The 16,532-nt window shown below is 69.3% G+C and carries 19 protein-coding genes; 17 read left to right on the forward strand and 2 right to left on the reverse strand.

Annotated elements, in window-relative coordinates:
• Window positions 1–1,578: tetratricopeptide repeat protein (locus ACFW2E_RS21700; RefSeq protein WP_384468707.1), on the forward strand; the 1,578-nt coding region annotated here is incomplete at its 5' end.
• Between the two features lie 534 nt (window positions 1,579–2,112).
• On the opposite strand, the gene ACFW2E_RS21705 is transcribed toward ACFW2E_RS21700, so the two are convergent.
• Entirely contained in the window at window positions 2,113–2,616 is a 504-nt protein-coding gene (locus ACFW2E_RS21705; RefSeq protein WP_384468708.1) for a hypothetical protein, read from the reverse strand.
• Window positions 2,576–2,875, reverse strand: a complete 300-nt coding sequence (locus ACFW2E_RS21710; RefSeq protein WP_384468709.1) for a hypothetical protein — start codon at window positions 2,873–2,875, stop codon at window positions 2,576–2,578. Before ACFW2E_RS21710 ends, ACFW2E_RS21705 begins: the two co-directional genes overlap by 41 nt.
• Before the next feature lie 91 nt (window positions 2,876–2,966).
• On the opposite strand from ACFW2E_RS21710, the gene ACFW2E_RS21715 reads away from it, so the two are divergent.
• From ACFW2E_RS21715 to ACFW2E_RS21790, 16 genes are all read left to right on the forward strand, one after another.
• Complete coding sequence (locus ACFW2E_RS21715; protein WP_384468710.1) at window positions 2,967–3,302, forward strand: hypothetical protein; 336 nt, start codon at window positions 2,967–2,969, stop codon at window positions 3,300–3,302.
• A gap of 806 nt (window positions 3,303–4,108) precedes the next feature.
• Entirely contained in the window at window positions 4,109–5,206 is a 1,098-nt protein-coding gene (locus ACFW2E_RS21720; RefSeq protein WP_384468711.1) for an inositol-3-phosphate synthase, read from the forward strand.
• On the forward strand, window positions 5,203–6,264 hold the full coding sequence (gene trpD / locus ACFW2E_RS21725; protein ID WP_384468712.1) for an anthranilate phosphoribosyltransferase: 1,062 nt from the start codon (window positions 5,203–5,205) through the stop codon (window positions 6,262–6,264). The genes ACFW2E_RS21720 and trpD overlap by 4 nt, the downstream gene beginning before the upstream one ends.
• A complete protein-coding gene (locus tag ACFW2E_RS21730; RefSeq protein WP_384468713.1) occupies window positions 6,261–6,680 on the forward strand; it encodes a RidA family protein in 420 nt (139 codons plus the stop codon). The genes trpD and ACFW2E_RS21730 overlap by 4 nt, the downstream gene beginning before the upstream one ends.
• Window positions 6,677–7,624 carry a carbohydrate kinase family protein gene (locus ACFW2E_RS21735; RefSeq protein ID WP_384468714.1) on the forward strand — a complete coding sequence of 316 codons (948 nt, stop codon included), beginning with the start codon at window positions 6,677–6,679 and terminating at the stop codon, window positions 7,622–7,624. The genes ACFW2E_RS21730 and ACFW2E_RS21735 overlap by 4 nt, the downstream gene beginning before the upstream one ends.
• Window positions 7,615–8,286 carry a dTMP kinase gene (locus tag ACFW2E_RS21740; protein ID WP_384468715.1) on the forward strand — a complete coding sequence of 224 codons (672 nt, stop codon included), beginning with the start codon at window positions 7,615–7,617 and terminating at the stop codon, window positions 8,284–8,286. The genes ACFW2E_RS21735 and ACFW2E_RS21740 overlap by 10 nt, the downstream gene beginning before the upstream one ends.
• On the forward strand, window positions 8,283–9,038 hold the full coding sequence (locus tag ACFW2E_RS21745) for a class I SAM-dependent methyltransferase (protein ID WP_384468716.1): 756 nt from the start codon (window positions 8,283–8,285) through the stop codon (window positions 9,036–9,038). Before ACFW2E_RS21740 ends, ACFW2E_RS21745 begins: the two co-directional genes overlap by 4 nt.
• Window positions 9,035–9,592, forward strand: coding sequence for a DJ-1/PfpI family protein (locus ACFW2E_RS21750; protein WP_384468717.1), 558 nt, complete (start codon window positions 9,035–9,037; stop codon window positions 9,590–9,592). The genes ACFW2E_RS21745 and ACFW2E_RS21750 overlap by 4 nt, the downstream gene beginning before the upstream one ends.
• The gene (locus ACFW2E_RS21755; RefSeq protein WP_384468718.1) at window positions 9,589–10,515 is read left to right on the forward strand and encodes a phosphoribosyltransferase family protein; all 927 of its coding nucleotides are present in this window, start codon (window positions 9,589–9,591) and stop codon (window positions 10,513–10,515) included. The genes ACFW2E_RS21750 and ACFW2E_RS21755 overlap by 4 nt, the downstream gene beginning before the upstream one ends.
• On the forward strand, window positions 10,508–11,242 hold the full coding sequence (locus tag ACFW2E_RS21760; protein ID WP_384468719.1) for an SDR family oxidoreductase: 735 nt from the start codon (window positions 10,508–10,510) through the stop codon (window positions 11,240–11,242). Before ACFW2E_RS21755 ends, ACFW2E_RS21760 begins: the two co-directional genes overlap by 8 nt.
• A gap of 3 nt (window positions 11,243–11,245) precedes the next feature.
• Complete coding sequence (locus ACFW2E_RS21765) at window positions 11,246–12,025, forward strand: phytanoyl-CoA dioxygenase family protein (protein ID WP_384468720.1); 780 nt, start codon at window positions 11,246–11,248, stop codon at window positions 12,023–12,025.
• Between the two features lie 210 nt (window positions 12,026–12,235).
• Complete coding sequence (locus tag ACFW2E_RS21770) at window positions 12,236–13,315, forward strand: hypothetical protein (protein WP_384468721.1); 1,080 nt, start codon at window positions 12,236–12,238, stop codon at window positions 13,313–13,315.
• Window positions 13,312–14,583 carry an MFS transporter gene (locus ACFW2E_RS21775; protein WP_384468722.1) on the forward strand — a complete coding sequence of 424 codons (1,272 nt, stop codon included), beginning with the start codon at window positions 13,312–13,314 and terminating at the stop codon, window positions 14,581–14,583. Before ACFW2E_RS21770 ends, ACFW2E_RS21775 begins: the two co-directional genes overlap by 4 nt.
• Window positions 14,584–14,654: 71 nt before the next feature.
• Window positions 14,655–15,137, forward strand: coding sequence for a CYTH domain-containing protein (locus tag ACFW2E_RS21780; RefSeq protein ID WP_384468723.1), 483 nt, complete (start codon window positions 14,655–14,657; stop codon window positions 15,135–15,137).
• A gap of 91 nt (window positions 15,138–15,228) precedes the next feature.
• Window positions 15,229–15,372, forward strand: coding sequence for a hypothetical protein (locus ACFW2E_RS21785; RefSeq protein WP_384468724.1), 144 nt, complete (start codon window positions 15,229–15,231; stop codon window positions 15,370–15,372).
• Complete coding sequence (locus tag ACFW2E_RS21790; RefSeq protein ID WP_384468725.1) at window positions 15,369–16,403, forward strand: aldo/keto reductase; 1,035 nt, start codon at window positions 15,369–15,371, stop codon at window positions 16,401–16,403. The genes ACFW2E_RS21785 and ACFW2E_RS21790 overlap by 4 nt, the downstream gene beginning before the upstream one ends.
• The last annotated feature ends 129 nt before the right edge of the window (window positions 16,404–16,532 follow it).

Here is a 16,532-nt window from a genome sequence, read left to right on the forward strand (position 1 = left end):
GCCTTAGAACCGCACCTGCGCGTGCTGACCGAACGGGCCCTGCCGCGTCGGGACCTCGCCGCCGCGGCGCTCGCCAACGTCCTCGGCCTCTACCTGGGCCGCCGCAGCGACCGCGACGGCTCCGTGTGGTGGCTCCAGCAGGCTTTGTCCATCCGGGAGGAAATCTTCGGCGTTGACGCGCCGGAGACCGCGAAGGACCTGAACGACCTCGGTTACGCCTATCTCGGTGGGCCCACTCGGGTTCTGGGGGAGCCCTATCTGGAACGGGCCCGGCGCCTGTGGGATCCGCGCCGGGAGGCCACCAACCTGGCGGCCACGCTGGACAACCTCGGCCAGCTGCAGATAGGCAGCGGCCGCATGGACCTCGCCGAGCCGTATCTGCGCGAGGCCCTCGACATCCGGCTGAGGGCACTGGGCCCGGACGCGTACCCGACGAGCGTCACGATCTTGAACCTCGCCCAAATCGCCGTCGAACGCGGTGATCTCGCCACCGCCACGGACCTGGCGCGGCGGGCGGTCGACATCCGCGAGTCGCTGGGTGGGCGATGTGATCCCACGGCCACCGCGTTGAGCCACATGATGCTGGGCAACGTCCTGCACCAGGGGGGCGAGCGCGCCGCGGCCCGGCGGCACAACGAGAGAGCGCTGGAGCTGTACCAGGCCGCGCTGGGCGCCCGGCACCCGCGCACGCTGTCTGCCGCCGTCCATGCCAGCTGCTACGCCCTCGCGGAGGGTGATCTGGCCGGCGCCGCCCGGCTCATGGAGATTTCCGGTGCATCCGGCGATACGGTGCAAGACGAGGACCTGCTGGCCGCCGCCTCCGGGACCGAACTGAACAACCTGGGATTCGCGTTATGGATGGCCGGTGACTACGTGGCGGCTCGTCGGCTGTACGGCATGGCCCTTGGTCGCGGCGGCGCGGAAGCGACGACGCTGAACAACCTGGGGATGATCGGCGAACGGCTCGGCGAGTACGAGGCCGCCGCGGAGCACTACCGCAAGGCGTTGGCCCTGCTCGGCGACGAGGCAGCGTCGCGCTCGAATCTCGTTCTGCGAGCTCGGGTGCTCAACAACCTCGGCGTCAGTCTCACACTCGGCGGCGAGCCCGGCGCGGGCGACCGGTGCCTGCGGGAGGCGTTGGAGATCCGGCGCGACCTCCAGGGCGAACTGGGCCGCGACTACGCCGTGACCGTACGCAATCTCGGGTTGGTCGCGCAGCAGGAGGGCCGGCTGGACGAGGCACAGAACCTGTTCGAGCACGCCCGCGACCTTTTGAGTACGCCGCAGGACGCGGAGTACGGCCGTACGCTGCATCTGCTCGGCGAGTTGCGCCACACGCGCGGCGACGACACGGGGGCCGCCGCCGATCTGCGCGCCGCGCTCGGCACTAGGACTGCGGCCCTCGGCGCCGGCCACCCGGACTCAGCCGTGACCATGCGGGCCCTGGCCGCCGTCCTACTGCGGATCGGCCACGCCGACGAGAGTCGCGACCTGCTCCAGAAGGCTCTTCCGGTGTTCGAGCGCCGCTTTGGTCTACAGCATCCGTGGACGATGGACCTTCGTGCGATGCTCAGCTGACCTCCCGTCTCTCGTGTGGAAGGCGTCCCAGAAGGCAGGACCGAGTCGAGGCTCGGTCCCCTAGGGATCCCTGCGGCGACAGGATTCGCGCCGCGCTTGCAGGTACTCGCGGCGGTCTTTCCACCAGGCGAGCCGGGCCTGGGACTCCTGAGGGAACACCAGTTGCAGTGACGTGACGATCAGGGTCAGGCCGAGGCAGAGCGCCACGGTCCACCAAGGCGTACCAGCAGCGCGCCGAAGGCACCACCACCGACTACACCTGGACCAAACTCGGGTAGCTCGCCACCGTCAAAACCGTCGACCCCGGGGCAGCAAGCTCACCCGCTACACCTACGACGCCGACGGCAATCTCCTCGTCCGCGTCACCTCCCAAGAAACCGTCGCCTCCCTCGGCGGCACCGAACTGCGCACCACCGACGGCACCAACATCAGCGCCACCCGCCACTACACCCTCGGCGCCACCACCGTCGCGATGCGCACTACCGAAGGCAACACCACCGCAGGCGGCAAACTCACCTACCTGATGGCCGACACTCAGGCCTCCACCCAGATCGCCGTCGACAGAAAGGCCGGACACCGCAGGCTGGTCAATCCGCAGCCGGCGCCCTGGACGGCGCGTCCGGGCTTGGATCGGAGGGTGTCCAGCAGCTTGGTGAGGGCCGCGTACTCGGCCCGCCGCTGGAGGAGCCAGACGTTGTCCTCGAGTATCGGGCGTCCGTGTCGCTCTTGGAATGCGGTGGTGCTGCGGTTGATCAAGGCCTCGGTCTCGGCCAACTGCCGCTGAAGTGCGGTCCGGTGAGAGGCGCCGGTGACGAAGACCGAGCAGGTCAGGCAGGCGTTTCCCTTGTCGCAGGTCTGCAGCGGCGGTAGCAGGCACCACCCGTGGGGCAGGAACCTGTCGACCCGGTTGAACAGGTGGAGGCTGTCGTGGTCGTCGTGGGAAAAGGTGACGTGGGTGCCGTCCGCCCTCAGTTTCGCGGTGGCCAGGATCGCCTGCTCAGCGTGTTCTTGGCGGGCGGCGACGTAGTGCATCGCCATCGACGGGGTGGTATGCCCGGCGTAGCGCATCAAGCACGTGGACGGGCAGTCCGAGTTCGGCGAGCCGGGTCAGCTTGGTGTGGCGGAAGCGGTGGGTGTGGCTCAGTCCGACGGGCTTGCCCTTGCTGTCGGTGATCTTCTTGCTGAACTCGCGGAGCATCCAGTTGTAGGTCCCCGACGGGTAGGGCTTGTCGCTGTGCCGGTTGCCGGTCCGCTGCAGGAACAGGTGGCGCGGGACGATGCCGGGGTAAACGGTCACGGACCCACTGCCGCTGTTCCTCGATGACCGCGACGACCTCGGCGTCGACGAGGATGTTGTCCGGCGTGATATCGATCTTGCTCTGCGCGTAGTGGAAGCGGGCGATCTGTTCGCCCTCAGCGGCGTCGACGGCCCGGTCGGGGACCGGAGAGAGGCAGTCGAAGCGGCTGGTGCGGATCTAGCTGGCCCGCCTCCCGGTGAGGATCTGCAGCAGGATCATGCGCATGGCCTGCGGGTCATCGAAGCCGCGGGCGGTGACCTGCTGTCCGTCGCCGCGGGTGAGAAGCATCTGCTCGTCGCGGGCGAGCCCGAGCAGGGGCAGGGCGGCGGGGATCCGGGCGAGGGCGTGGTCGTCGACATAGTGCTCGTCGTTGAGTTCGCGCTTGTCGGCGTACTAGCTGAAGTGCAGAGACAGGGCACCACGTAGGTTCCAAGTCGGCCTCATTGCAGCCGTCGTGACACCCCTCTACTTCGCCCCTGGCATCCGTCGTCTCGTCCGCTCCGCCCGGTTCGCGCTGCTGGGTCCCCTGGCCGGTGCCATCGCTCTGACCGTGTACCTGTGCCACGGCCCTCACGGTTGACCTTCGTCATACCCAGCGTGTTCTCCGATGGTCCGGGCAACAGCCCGATGCCGCCCTGCGCAGCAACCATGCGATACGGCAAGACAGGGCCAACGTTGCCTGATGCGGCACCTAAGTACATGTGAGTGTCCCTCCAGTTGAGTGGAGGAGCGCGGTGCTCGGTCGCTTGGGTCGCTGTCGGCCCCTCCGCCTGAGCGGAGGCGCTCCGTAAGGCAGTCAGACGGTGACCTTGGATACGAAGGCGTCGCCTTCGAGACTGGCCCCGCCCGAGGCAGGTCGACTACGTCGCCTGATGCTGGCGGACGGCCGGCCGTGACGGAGCCGGCGTCGTACGGCGCTGTGGGCCCGGGCGGCTGCGGCCGCCCGGGGTGGGGTGTCGGGTGACGGTGACCGGGGCGCTTGTCTTCCTTTCGAAGACCGTGTGGTTGCGCCCGGCGTGTCGCATCCCTGCCGATGTGAACATGACGTTTAACCTCAACTCCAGCCCCCGGTGCGGGGTTTCGCGTCTCAGTGATCAAGACGGTGTTGACCGCCCTCCTGGTGTTGGGCATGATCATGACATGAGTCGCCAACCGGCCTGTCATTCTGGCTAGTTGATGCACTGTCAGAAATTCTGCGACTCGTCGAACGTGCTGGAGCTTGGGGAGGGTCCGTGAAGCCGGCTCGAATAGCAGTTGTTGGCGTCGGCAACAACATCTCGGCTCTCGTTCAGGGGGTACAGCTCTATCGGGAGATGGCCCGAAGAGACCCGAATGCCGAGCTCCCGGGGGTGTCCCGTGCTGATCTGGGCGGACTGCATGTGACCGACCTGGACTTCGTGGCGGCTTTCGATGTCGCGCGAGGCAAGGTGGGCCTTCCGTTGCGGGAGGCCGTGTTTGCGGCCCCGAACAACTACCCGCGTATCGTTTCGGAGATCACCGTCGGGGAAGTCCGGGTCTCTTCGGGCGTGGTGCTCGACGGAGTTCCTCCGCATCTTGCGGACGTGGTGGATCCGATCGCTGCAGATCGAACAATCGACGATGTCGCGGATGACATATCGGCGAGTGGTGCCGAGGTTCTCCTCTACTCCCTGCCGACCGGTTCCCGGAATGCCGTCAGGTTCTACGCCGAGTGCGCGATCAGGGCCGGTGTTGCATTCGTGAACTGCACTCCGGATTTCATCGCCCGGGATCCGGATATGGCTGAGAAGTTCGCCAGGGCGGGTGTCCCGGTCGTTGGTGACGACCTCGCGAGCCATATCGGGTCCTCCGTGGTGCACCGGACGCTCCTTGAGCTGGTCGCCGGGCGCGGCCTGCAGATCGAGCGGAGCTACCAGGTGAACCTGGGTGGCAACGCCGACTTCAAGAACCTGCTGGTGCGTGGCGATACCAAGAAGCAGTCGAAGCACAACGCCCTGGGCGCGATGTCGGCGGAGACCGTGTCCGTCGTGCCTTCTGGAGGCTTCCTGCCCGTCCTCGGTGACCAGAAGGTCGGCTATATCCACGTGGAAGCCAAGGGATGGGGCGGCGTTCCCGCGACGCTTGAGCTGAAGCTGACGGTTCAGGACTCGAGCAACGCGGCCGGCGTGATCGTCGATCTGGTGCGCATTGCGGCTCTCGCCCACCGTGCAGGCCACGCGGGGCCCGTTGAAGGAGCCGGTTCCCTCTTGAAGTCCCCGCCGCTCGGAGACCTGGACGTTTCCCCGGCGGCGCTGGACCGTCAGTGCGACGCATTCGTGAAGCAGCTGGACCAGCTCGGGGGGCTCTCGTGACGACCGGCGCAGCTCTCAAGGACGCGCTGCTGGTGCTGTCGGAGGGGAAGGACCTCGCCGAGGAGCAAGCAGCCGCAGCCATGCGCGCACTGATCGACGCAGACTTCACACCCGCGCAGTTCGGTGCCTTCGCTGTGGCGCTTCGATTGAAGGGTGAGAGCGCGACGGAGATCGGCGGCTTCCTGAGGGTCCTGCGTGCGGAGGCGCTGGAGGTCGACCTCGGTGAACTGCGCCACCGGGCCGTGGACATGTGCGGCACGGGTGGTGACGGGCCCAGTGCGCGTGTGTTCAACATCTCCACCACGGCCGCGTTCGTGGTGGCCGGTGCAGGCGTTCCCGTCGCGAAGCACGGGACCAACGCGGTGTCGAGCCAGTCCGGCAGCACCGATGTCCTGACGGCCCTCGGTGTGCGGCCGTCCACGGAGGCGGGCGACGTACGGGCGTGCCTCGAAGAGATCGGCGTCTCGTTCATGCACGCCCCCGCGTTCAACACCGGCATGCGGCACCTGATCGGCCTGCGCCGAGAGATCGGCCTGCGCTTCGTCTTCAACTTGCTCGGCCCGCTGTGCAACCCCGCCCGCATCGAGCGTCACGTCACCGGGATCTACGACCGGCGCTACCTGCCAGTGGTAGCGGATGCGCTGGCGGCAGCCGGGACGCGCCGAGCATGGGTGGTTCACGCCGAGGACGGACTGGACGAAGTGTCGACCACTGCCGTCACGCACGTCGCCGAAGTCCGTGACGGCAGTGTCCGGGAGTTCGAGATCGATGCCCGCGGCCTGGGCCTGGCCCGGGCCACCCTGGGGGACCTGACGGGTGGCGACGCTACCTTCAACGCGGCCATCACCCGGTCCGTACTGACGGGCACGTCCACACGGCCCCAGCGCGAGATCGTGTTGCTGAACGCCGCGGCGACCCTGCTCGTCGCGGACCGCGTCGGCAGCCTGGAGGCGGGGCTCGTGCTGGCCGAGGAGAGCCTCAGTAGTGGCGGGGGGGCCGACGTCCTCGCACGCTGGGAGGCCCGGTCCGCACGACCGATGGAGAGGGCCGGCCGATGAGGGCTCTGATACCCGAGGCGTTCGGCGCGCCCATCGGCCGTTACGTGCCCGGCGTCGAGGTGGAGACCGCCAGCACGCGGCTGGTGAGCGTCACCGGCCAGGTGGCTGTCGACAGCACCGGTGAGACCGTTGGTCTGGGCGACGTCGTGCGTCAGACGGAGCAGGTCTTCGACAATCTCCAGCAGGTGCTGGCCGAAGCGGGCGCCGGTCTGGCGGACCTGCTGTCGGTCACCGTCTACCTGACCGACCGTGAGGACTTCGAGGGCTTCAACAAGGTACGCAACCGGGTGTTCGCACAGATCACACCGCCGTCCAGCACCGTGGTGATCGTCGCCGGACTGGTGGTTCCCGGGCACTTGGTCGAGGTGAGCGCGCTGGCGGTCGTCGCGGCGGAACCACCGAAGGAGCAGCGGTGAACAGCCTTCCGTGGTTCACCGTCGCTGGCGGCATCAACACGGACATCGTCTTGAGGACGTCAGCGGACCCTCGCCACGATGGTACCTCCCGGATCACCGGCTGGACGCAGTCGCTGGGTGGACACGCCGCCAACGCGGCAGTAGCACTGGCTCGGCTCGGCAGCGCGGTTAGGCTGGTCGGCGCGGTCGGTACGGATGCCGACGGAGACGCCGCGGTCGCCTCACTTGCCCGGGAGGGCGTGGACCTGACGGCCGTCCAGCGGGTACCGCATGCGGCGACCGGCCGGGCCGTGGTGGTCAACGGGCCCCGCATGCACCACATGATGCTTGAGTGTGGCGCCAACGACGCGATCGGTGAGGTTCCGCCAGGGGCGGGCCCGCTACTCGTGTTCGACCCGCCCCACCGTGTCCTGCGTTCGGCCATAGCCGCCGCAGCCGGCCGGTTGGTCGTGGCCAACCCCGGCGGTGGTATCGCCGACGCGCTGCCCCTGATCCTCATGGCGGATCGGCGAGTCGTCCTCGTGTGCAACGAGACGGAGTTCGGCGACATCGGCGGCCCCGCCCGGGTCGCCGAATTGCGGGAACAACTCGCCGCCCTGGTGGTGACCAAGGGCGCCGCGGGCTGCTGGATCGCCGACGGAGGGGGGACCGTGACGGTCCCGGCGGTTCCCGCGAAGGAGACCGACACCACGGCGGCGGGCGACACGTTCACCGCCGCGCTTGCGGTCGGTCTCGGGGCAGGGGGGTCACTGCTGGATGCCGCCAGGCTGGCGGCCGCGGCCGCGGCCGTGGTGGTGGAGAACGTCGGTGGCGCCGTCTCCCTACCGGGGCGGGCGGCGTTGCTCGGCGCACTCAGCAGGCGTGCCCATCCCGCGGCCCGGGACCTGCTCGGAGGGAAGGCCGCGGCCACATCGGACGGACAGGGGGAGCACTCATGCGTCTGAACTTGAGTCAGCACGACGAGCCGGGCACGCTGATCGTGATGTGCGGTCCCGACGGTTCGGGCAAGACCACGCTGGAGACAGGTCTCCTGGCGCGGCTCTCCGAGCACGGTGCACCCACCGACCTCATCATGCAGCCCACGGACTGGTGGCGCGGCGACCGCCGCGTGCAGGCGAACATGGTCGGGGCGACCGGAGCCCTGCACCCGCTCGCCCTGGCGCTCTTCGGCCTTGCCGATCGGATCGACCAGCAGGAGAACGTGATCAAGCCGGCCCTGTCCGCCGGACGTTGCGTACTGTCCAACCGGTACCTGTTGTCCCTCGTCGCCCACTACCTGACAACCCGTGAGATTGACCAGGACGACCTGCGGGCGCTGTACTCGCGGATCATCGCACCGGACGTGCTCGTGGTGCTGGACGCGCCGACCGAGGTCCTCCTGGACCGCGTGGTCAGCCGGGACGGCGCGGACAGTCGGCGATGGGATCAGCAGAGGTCGTTCGTCCAGCGGAACCGGGATGCGTTCCGCCGGCTCGCCGACGACAACGGAGGACTCGTCCTGAGCACGCAGGATCCGGCGGACCAGGTACTGGACACGGTGTGGAACGCCGTCGTGCCGCGGCTCAACGCAGCGGGCCGGGCCGAACCGCCGAGGGTTGCGCGATGACCGGACTCGGTGAACTCACCTGTGTCGGCGAGTGCATGACCGAAACCTACTTCGATCTTCTCGACGACCTCTACGACGAGTACCGGCCGGTGGACGTGTCGGCGACACGCGCCGAGATCGATCTCGTCCTGGCAGCAGCAGACGCGGAAGGAGGGGACAGGGCATTGGACCTCATGTGCGGCCAGGGACGGCACAGTATCGAACTCGCGCGCCGCGGATGGCACGTGACCGCGTTGGACCGGCTTCCCTCCCTCCTCGGGGTCCTCGCCGACAGGGCCGAGACCCACGGGCTGAGCGGGCACATCACGACCCGCACGGGTGATGTCCACACCGTGGACCTTCCCCCGGGCCAGTCGCTGTCGCTGATGCTGGGGAATTCCTTCGGCTTCGCCGCCACCCGCGAGCAAGGTCTGCGCCTCCTCAAGCGCATCGGCGCAGCGCTCCGCCCGGACGGCGTTCTCTCGGCCGAGATCTTCACGCCGGAACGCCGCAGCCGGCGGACCCGGTGGCACCACACCTTCCCCGCCGGGTCCGTCGCCAAGCACCGCACGTGGCACCCCGGAGCCTCGAGCGAGCACATGTCTGTCGAGATCTGCCGGGGCGACACCGTCATGCGAACGTGCTACCGCCAGTTCACCCCGGACGCGGACGAATTCACCGGGCTTGCCGCGCGCGCCGGTCTCAGCGCGGCCCAGGTCTCTGCCTGGCCGTCGGACGACTCGGCCCTGTTCATGCTCAGGCGGATGCCATGAGCCGCTGGACTGTGCTCCTCGCACAGCCCGTTCCGGTGGAACCCCTGGACGTTGTGCCCATCGTCAGGGTCCTGGAGAAATGCCCGGCGAAGGCCTTCGACGTCGAGGAGACCCAGCTGTCGTCCCCCACCCCACCGCGCAGGTCCGGGTACGACATCGTCGTCGTACCGGGTGGAGAGGGCGCTCGGGCGACCTACGCCGACACGCCCGTCATGGGCCTGTTGGACGAGCACGTACGCGCTGGCCGGCGTACCTACACCGTCTGCTCCGGGGCGTTCGTGCCGGCCGCCAGAGGCCTCCTGGAAGGCAGGACGGTAGCCACGCACACCGGCAAGGCGGCAGCGCTGGCGGCGTCGGGGCTGTGCACCGCCCGCCAAGGGCTCGTCCGGGACGGTGCCATCACCTCCGTTGGAGGCACGGCCGTCGGCCACGTCAAGGCCCTCGCCCTCGCCCTCCAGATCGTGGCCGACCACGAGCCGGGCCTCCTGCCGGCGCTCTGGACCAGGCTCGACATCGATCCTTCCCGGCTGCCGCAGGTGGAGGTGGTCCGATGAGCAGGCCCCTGCTGTCCATCGCCGTCGGTGACCAGCATGAACACCTGGCCGACGCCATGACCGCCACCCGCCTCTGGCGCCCGTTCCCGCTGCGCAGGGTGCAGTTCTCCAACGGCAACCTCATGTATGTCGCTCCCCGGACGGCGGTTCCCGACTCTATCGACGTCCTATGGTCCGGTACGGGGTCCGTCGGGGAAAACGTCCTCGCGCTCTCCGTGGCGATGGACTGCCTCTGGCGCGCCAACCCGCGGATCAGGGCGACCGTGATCGTCCCGTACCTGCCCTATTCACGAAGCAGTCGGGTCGAGGACGGCTCCTCGCTCGGTGCGGCGGCGCTCTTCCGGCTCCTCGACGCCGTCCCGGGGATCGAACGCTACGCCGCATTCGAGCTGCACAGCCCGGAGACGGTCGGCTTCTCCCGCCGACCGGTCCACGAACTGTCGATCCTCGACGACGTGTCCGAATGGGCGCGAACCCTCGCCGGGGTGGACGCGGTCGTCGCGCCCGATCGCGGTCGGGCCGGGTCCTGCGCGGCGCTGGCCCAGTCGCTGGGCGTCTCGGGGGATGTCGTCCTCAAGCGGCGGGACGGGCACGATGACCGGGCCCGCCGCGTGGACGTGGAGCGTCCGGCGCTGAAGGGCAGGACCGTCCTCGTCTACGACGACGAGTTCACCACGGGCGCGACGGTCCGCGCGGCGCTCGACACTCTGGGACGCAGCGGGGCGAGCACGGTCCACGTCCTGGTGGCGCGGACGTTCGCCTCTCCGGACGTGGTCAAAGAGTGCGCGCAGCATCCGCTGGTGGGCAGCCTGGCCACGACGTCGCTGTCGGACGCGGCGGCTGCCGGCGTCTTCCGGGACCACGGCCTTGCGGTCGTCCCCGTTCCCCTGGCGCTCCAACGGCTGGCGGTCCGCCATGACTGACCGGGTCCTGCTCACGGGAGCCAGCCGCGGCATCGGCCGGGCGACCGCGGAGCGGCTAGCCGGTGAAGGAGTGCCCCTCGTGCTGTGGGCACGCGATCAGACGGCCCTGGAGGAGGCGCGAGCCGTCTGCGAGCGAGCGGGCGGGGACGCCCTCATCCAGCGCGTAGACGTCCGGGACGCAGCCCAAGTGCGAGCGGCGGTCACCCGACTCGGCGCCGAGCACCAAGGCCTGCGGGCAGTCGTCGTCAACGCCGGCGTGGGGGAGTGGCACCCCCTGCTCCGCTACCCCGACGAGCTCTGGGACGACACGTTGGCGACCAACCTCCGCGGAGCACACCTGACGCTCACCCACACCCTGCCCCTGCTCCTGTCGGCCCGCTCGCCCCAGCTCATCGCGGTCGGGTCGGACTCGGGCTTGACGGGCCTTCCGGGCAGGGCGGCCTACTGCGCCTCGAAGTGGGGGTTGCGAGGACTTCTGGAGGTCGCCCGCGAGGAGCATCGCTCAGACGGGCTGCGCTGCACTCACCTGGCCGTGGGCGCGGTGGACACCGGCTTCCGTTCCGGTACCCCGGGAGGGCGCCCAGGCGCACTGGACCCGGCCGACGTGGGTGACGTGATCGCCTGGCTGCTTGCCCTCCCTCCGCACGTCGAGCTCCGTGAGTTGCACGCGGCGTCCATGGCCCTTCCTTTCGGATCGCCCGCAAACCACCCTGAAGGACGGAAATGAGCAATGACGACAGTTGAGCGAAGCATCGCGGACCACCTCGCACAGCTCGGTGTGACAGACCAGCTCCTGACGCCGCAGCAGCGCAGTGACCTCGACGAGAACGGCTACACGGTCCTTCCCGGCGTCCTCGGCGCCGAGCAGATCGCCGCGGCCAAGGCGTCCTTGGCCCGGATCAGTGAGGCCGAGGGAAGGATGGCCGGGCACGAGTACACCCTGTGCGACGACGGTGCCCACCGGCTGCACAACCTCCTCGACAAGGACGTCGTCTACGACGTCTTCCTCACCCACCCACTGATCCTCGCCGCGGCGCGGCACGTCCTGGGCGACGACTTCGTCCTCAGCATGCTGAACATGCGCTCCCAACTCCCGGGCCAGCACCGTCAGAAGCTCCACGTGGACTGGTATGAGGGTGCCGCCCAGGGCGACTACCGCGTGTGCAACGCCATCTGGGCCCTCGACCCCTTCACCGAGAGGAACGGTGCCACCCGCGTCGTCCCCGGGTCCCACCGCTTCGCGAACGTGCCCAAGCAGGTCATGGCCGACCCGTACGAGCCCTACGAGGGCGAGGTGTCGGTGCTGGCAGAACCCGGCGACGTCATCTTCTTCAACTCACACCTGTGGCACCGGGGCGCGGACAACCACGACGACGTCCCACGGGCCGGCATCAACTCGTTCTTCTGCCGCGCGGACCAGAAGCCGGAGCTCGACCAGAACCTGCTGCTGAGCGCCGAGACCCGCGCCCGGTTCTCGCCCGCCGCACACCAGATCCTCGGCCTGCGCTGAGGACACCGGACTCGCCCTGCCGACCGGCAGGGTGACGCACCACAGATGAGGAAGGGGGGTGTTCCACCATGGGTCAGGTCGCTCAGATCGTCTCCATCAAGCGCTTCGAGGCCTAAGCCCTCCTAGCCATCCAGGGTGCCGGGAGATGCGCTCTCCCGGCACCCTGTGCCGTCACCACCGAAGTGCCCTGAGGCGAGAGGCCCGGCAATCATGAGCACAGAAGTACCAGCCCGTCTTCCCGAAGCGTCCCGTAAGGCGCTGGTGGAGATCGTGGACCGAGGCCGCAGGGCCGCCCGATGGCTCGCCGAGGATCACGGCTACCAGCACGTCTACCTGAGCGGCGCACCGGTCGCGGGCCTGGGTTCGCCTCGTTCCGACATCGACATCTTCGTGGTGGTCGCCCCCGGCGACTCGCTGCGCACCGAGCAGTTGGAGTTCGAAGGCGACCGGGTGGACGTCGAGCGCATCGACTTCGTCCGGCTCCGGGAATGGGTCGACTCCTACGCCGCCTTCGAGGCAACCTCACAGGACCCCGGACAGCTGGAGATCTCCTCGCGCTCCCGCATCGACACGCTCGCCCGGTTCCTGCTCGGCGAGGTCGTCATCGACGCCGACGGCAGCCTCACGGCGCTCCAGTCGCAGTTCCGCGACCGGCGCGACGTCTTCGCCAGGGTCCTCACCGCACGACACTGCGTGGACGTGCAGAACCTCAGCGAGGACGTGGTCGGGGCCCTGCAGAACCAGGACCTCCCCGGAGCGGACTACCAGTCGAGGGAGATGCTCTACCGCGCCGCCGAGGCCTTCCTGTGCGACGAGGACGACCTCTACATCAAGACCAAGTGGCTCTGGCTGAAGTGGGACCGCACGGTCGGCGACCGCTTCGGACCGGTCATGCAGCACCTCCTCACCGGCCTGGACCCGGCAGGCGATCCCACCCAAGCGGTCGAGCGCAACATCCGGCTCGCCCAGGACCTGACGATCATGGCCGCCACCGGGTACCGCTACGAGCCGCTGACGACCGCCGGGCCCGACACCTGGCGGCGTAATCCGGAACTCGCGCTCATCCCGCTCGCCGACGGCTTCTTCGCCACCCGGTCCGCCGCCGAGGCGGTCCAGCTGAGCCGTGAAGGCGCCCTGCTGTGGGGGGTGTCGCACGCCCGCACCAAGCAGGACGCGGTCGAGGAGACGCAGCGACTGCTCGGAGCCGAGGGACGGACCGTGCCGCTCGACGAGATCGCCTCCTACTTCGACACCCTGGTCGCGCTCGATCTCATGACGGGTGGATCATGACGCGCCCGGCCGGCCGGACCGGCGCGTTCCGCAACAGGGACTTCGCCAGGTTCTGGACCGCGATCACGGCGTCGGGCCTGGGATCCCAGGTGACGATCCTGGCAGTGCCGCTGGTGGCGGTCGGCGAGCTGCACGCCTCCCCCACCCAGCTCGGCATCCTGGCGGCGCTCCAAGGGCTTCCCGTCCTCGTGGTCACCCCCTTCGCTGGCGTGGTCGCGGACAGGTACTCCTCCCGTTCCGTCAACGTCCTGACCGACCTGGGCCGCGGGCTGCTCCTGCTGGCCGTCCCGGCACTCGCGGCGGCGGACGGCCTGACCATCGGCTGGATGTACGCCATCGCCCTGGCGGTGGGCTGCCTCAAATCGGTGGCCGACGTCGCACACCACTCGATCCTCCCGAGCATCGTCATCAAGGAGGAACTGGTTCCGGCGAACGCCGCGGTAAATGCCAGCTACTCCGTGTCCGACATCGCCGGCCCCGGTCTCGGAGGCCTGCTCATCCAAGCCCTGACGGCGCCCTACGCCGTCATCGCGGACTCCCTCAGCTTCCTGCTGTCAGGGAGCCTCATCGCCTCGCTGCCCGGTTCCGGGCCGCAGACCGGCCAGCCGCGCGGCAGCTGGTGGAGCATGGCGAAGGAGGGCTTCAGCTACCTGTTCCGCGAGCGCGTCCTGCTCACCCTCAGCCTCGCCGCAGGTCTGGCGAACGTCTTCTTCCAGTTCTACAGCGCGGTGTTCATCCTCTACGCCGTTCAGTCGCTGCACTTCAACTCCTTCGTCATCGGCGTCACCTACGGGGTCGGAGCGGTGGGCGGAATCGCCGGAGCGGCCCGATCGCGCAGGATCGGCGAGAAGCTGGGCGCGGTCAACGCGATGCTGTGCGGTCTTGCCGCCGTCGGCGCGGGGATGCTCGCGGTGGCGGGGGCGGTCGAGGCGAACGCCACTGCGGTGCGCGTCGCGGTCGTGACAATCGGCATTTTCACCTTCTCCGCAGGCCTGGGTATCTACAACACGCACTCCGTGAGCACCCGCCAGCGAATCGCCAAGCCGGAGACGCTGGGCCGGGTCACGGCGAGCGCGCGTCTGCTGTCGCACGGCGCCGGTCCGATCGGATCACTGGCCGGCGGGCTGATCGCGGCCGCCACGAGCCCCGCGGTCGCGGTGGCCGCAGCCGGAGTGGGCCTGATGGGCATGGTGATCGGGCTGCGATGGACACCCTTCGCGCGGATACCCGACCACCGAGCGCCGGAACGGGACCTGTCGGCGGCCTGACCCCCGTACGGCGGCCCGCTCGGGTCGAAGCCGGGCAACCCCAGCACACGACGACAAGGAGAGGAAAACGGATGCCGAGCGAGATCGAACGCAAGTTCCTGGTCGATCACCTCCCCCAATCAGCCGGTGTCGCCTCAACGGCCATCAGCCAGGGCTACCTCACCCGCGGTGGCGACTCCGAGGTACGGATCCGCAGGACGGACAGCGCCGCCACGCTGACTGTCAAACACGGCAGCGGTCTGGAGCGGGCCGAGTTCGAGATCACCCTGGCCGAAGACCAGTTCGCCCTCCTGTGGCCGGCCACCGAAGGCGCCCGGTTGGCCAAGGTCCGCACCGAGATCCCGCTGGAGAACCGCCTCACCGCGTACGTCGACACCTACGAGGGCAGCCTCAGCGGCCTCCTCACCGTCGAGGTGGAGTTCGACAGCACCACCCAGGCGATGGCCTTCGAACCCCCGGACTGGTTCGGCGCGGAGGTCACCGGACAGCGTGAGTACTCCAACCGGAACCTGAGCGTGTGCAGCACACCGCCACGTGCCTGCGGGGCTCTCTGATGGGGCGGGACCGGCGCCGTGTGTCCGGCGTGACGAGGTGCCGACCCGACCGGGCCGCTGGAACGGCTTGCAACACGTGGAAGGAACATCGGTGATCAGAGCAGTGGCAGTCACGGACGCGGAGCACGTGCGCGCGGCCGACGACCCGGCCCCCATCGCCGGAAAACGCGACATGGACACCCCTGCGGTGATCCCCGCCCGCTCGCAGCGGGTGATCGAGGAGGTCACGGCATGACGGACCGTCCGCTCACCGCCCCCGCCGCGCACGTTCCGCTCGGTGGTTCGGGCCTTTGGGTCCACCCGTTCGCGCTCGGCGGCAACGTCTTCGGCTGGACAGCCGACGAGAAGCAGTCCTTCGCGGTGCTCGACGCCTACGCGGAGGCGGGAGGCAATTTCCTCGACACCGCGGACGTGTACTCGGCCTGGGCTCCAGGGAACACCGGCGGCGAGTCCGAGCGCATCATCGGCCGATGGCTCGCCGCCCGCGGAGCCCGGGACCGCACGGTCCTCGCCACCAAGGCCGGCTGGGACAGTGGCCTGTCGGCCAGGGCCATCCGGGAGTGCGTCGAGGCGTCCCTGCGCCGTCTCGGCACCGACCGCATCGACCTCTTCTACACCCACCGCGACGACCCGTCGGTGCCGGTCGAGGAGATCGTCACGTCCCTGGACGCCCTGGTGCGTGCGGGCAAGGTCCGCTACTTGGCGGCGTCCAACATCGGCCCCGAGCGGCTGGCGGCCTCGCTCGCCTACAGCGAGCGCGAAGGACTCGCCCGGTACGTCGCCCTGCAGCCGCACTACAACCTGATGGAACGCGCCGAGTACGAGCAGCGACTCGCTCCGGAAATCGCCCGGCACGCCTTGGCGGTGGTTCCCTACTACGGGCTGGCCTCCGGATTCCTGAGCGGCAAGTACCGCCCGGACCGGCTGACGCCCGACGGGCCGCGGGCGGACGCGGCCAGGGCCTACCTCGCGCTTCCCCGGGGCCGGAGGGTACTCGCCGCACTGGACCGGATCGCCGGGGAGCGCGGGGTCGAGGCGGCGACGGTGGCACTGTCCTGGCTGTCCGCTCGTCCGCACGTGGTGGCGCCGCTGGCCAGCGCTCGTCGGGCCGCGCAGCTGCCGGCGTTGATGGCCTGTGCCGGGCTGGCCTTGGAGACGGAAGAACTCGCCCTGCTCGACGAGGCGTCGTCCCCCGCCGCCAATGCCGAGGAGGCGCACTGCGCCTCCTCCGTCCGGCGCGGTGGGGCTGCAAGCCGGACTCCCTGACGGCGTGCCAGGAGAGTTCCGCGCGCAGCACCGCAGTACCGGGAAGTCGCTCCTGCGTTGGGGAAAACCCGGTGCGCTCCCAGGGCCGTGCGCCCGGGTGCTGAGCCCTGCCCGACCGCGTCCTTGCTG

It is taken from the genome of Streptomyces sp. NPDC058964 (genome assembly GCF_042741275.1).
GTDB lineage: Bacteria > Actinomycetota > Actinomycetes > Streptomycetales > Streptomycetaceae > Streptomyces.